This is a genomic window from Ferruginibacter sp., assembly GCF_031391665.1.
Taxonomy (GTDB): Bacteria; Bacteroidota; Bacteroidia; order Chitinophagales; family Chitinophagaceae; genus Ferruginibacter.
Window position 1 is genome coordinate 1 of sequence record NZ_JANMUN010000234.1, and the last position, 1837, is coordinate 1837.

2 protein-coding genes are annotated in these 1837 nt (G+C 36.6%); one reads left to right on the forward strand and one right to left on the reverse strand.

Annotation, left to right across the window (positions count from 1 at the left end; genetic code table 11):
• Positions 1 to 53: 53 nt before the first annotated feature.
• A complete protein-coding gene (locus ACY651_RS17650) occupies positions 54 to 530 on the reverse strand; it encodes an L-type lectin-domain containing protein (RefSeq protein WP_462254820.1) in 477 nt (158 codons plus the stop codon).
• A gap of 317 nt (positions 531 to 847) precedes the next feature.
• On the opposite strand from ACY651_RS17650, the gene ACY651_RS17655 reads away from it, so the two are divergent.
• A complete protein-coding gene (locus tag ACY651_RS17655; protein WP_462254821.1) occupies positions 848 to 1759 on the forward strand; it encodes an exosporium glycoprotein BclB-related protein in 912 nt (303 codons plus the stop codon).
• Positions 1760 to 1837: the final 78 nt, after the last annotated feature.

Below are 1837 nucleotides of genomic sequence, written 5' to 3' on the forward strand. Positions count from 1 at the left end.
GCAGTTGGGCGTACATTTGGTCGGTGCTAGACCACGCTGCCTAGCCAGCACCGCTAGGAGTTTTTTGAGTCTTGCTCGGAAAAAGCGTTCGTGGCGTCGGTAGTGTTATGGCTTAAATCGCCGTTTAACTGAATAGCTATATGATCGAATGCAGGGTCATTATTACCCGGATTAAAATAAGTATCTATTGTAACACCAACCGCAGGTGCAATGCCCTCGTAACCCAGGCCACCACCAGTTGAACCTACACTTGTACTTATGGGCTGTAATACAAATGCAATTCCATCGGCACCGGGGCTGTTAGAAGCGCCTAAAAAAACATCAAAATTAAAATCGAAAGACTGGGTAAGGTCGATCCTGATATTATTCCATACTGAACCACTTTGTGTATTTATTGCCTGGGTTAACCTGTACTCATTACAGGAAAGTTGGGCTGCATTGCCGTTAACAGTGTACTGCTGTGCCAGCAGGCTGTTACTTATTAATACCAGCAGTAAACTTAAAATTTGTTTTGCAAAAGCAATTATCACCCTATAAAATTAAATTTATTTATGCAGCTGGCATACTTTTTTTTAAAAGGGAAATAAAACATAGTAACCTGCCAATTATAAATCATCTGCCTAAGTAAAATAATAGCGAAAATTCAATTAATTATATGGTATGCCTCATATTTTTTTGGATTTAAGAGATTTATTAAAAAAGTCGTTTCATGGCTGTATAAGGTATTAAAATTTACATCAACTATAGAAGTTCTACTACATTTAAAAAAAAATGCAATATGTATTACAAGCTTCCGTTCGCAATTAAATAATTATCATATTCTATCTTAAAAATTAAAATCCAAACAATGAAAAAAATTATTCTTTGCTTATTTATTGTAAAATCTTTTACCTCTATTGCACAGGTTGGTATTGGCACAACCACACCCGGTACAACATTAGATGTAAACGGTGCTATTACCAACAGAGAAACAGCAGTTACCGTAAGCTCCAACTCAGCAACTGTACCTGCTAACACTTCTTTAGTACAATTAATTGGTACGGCTACCGGTTCAATAAGTATATCGGCCCCGGCTGCACCTAATGCAGGCCAGCGCCTGATTATATTTAATAATACAGTTGGTGGTTTTGGCAGTATTTTAAATTCAATAACAGTACCAAGCGGCCAGGCTGGGGAATTTATTTACAGCAATGGTAACTGGCGCAGTATTAACCCTATTAATGTTCCTAATGTAAATACATCAACCATTATTCCTTATGCATCAAGTTTACCGGTTACATTAACTACTGTTGCAGGTGGTTTGGCAGGTACCGGTGCTATGGTTGGTTTTGGTAATTCATTATCTGGCATTGCATTGTCATCAGGTTCTATTGATATAACCGGCGGTACAGGTATAAATATAAATTTTGGTTTTACTGTTCCAAGAAATGGTACTATTAAATCTGTAAGCGCTTTCTTTTCTACCACTGCTGCGTTATCATTAGTTGGTACAACAGTTACCGTTAGGGCACAGCTTTATCAAAGTAACAGTATCAGCAGTAATAATTTTTCACCGGTACCTGGTGCTATAGTTACCCTTACTCCTGCATTAACAGGTATTCTAAGTTTAGGTACTACCAGTGCAGGTATTTTAAATGGTTTATCTATTCCTGTAACAGCACAATCAAGATTTTTATTAGTATTTTCTACTACTGCTGCAGGTGTTTCTTTAATTACAAGTGTAAATGGTTATGCAAGTGCAGGCGTTTCTATTGATTAATAACATTTGCAACATCACTCACTTTTAAATTTATAAAATGAAATGCTTAATATACTTTTTAGGGCTATTTACGGTAAC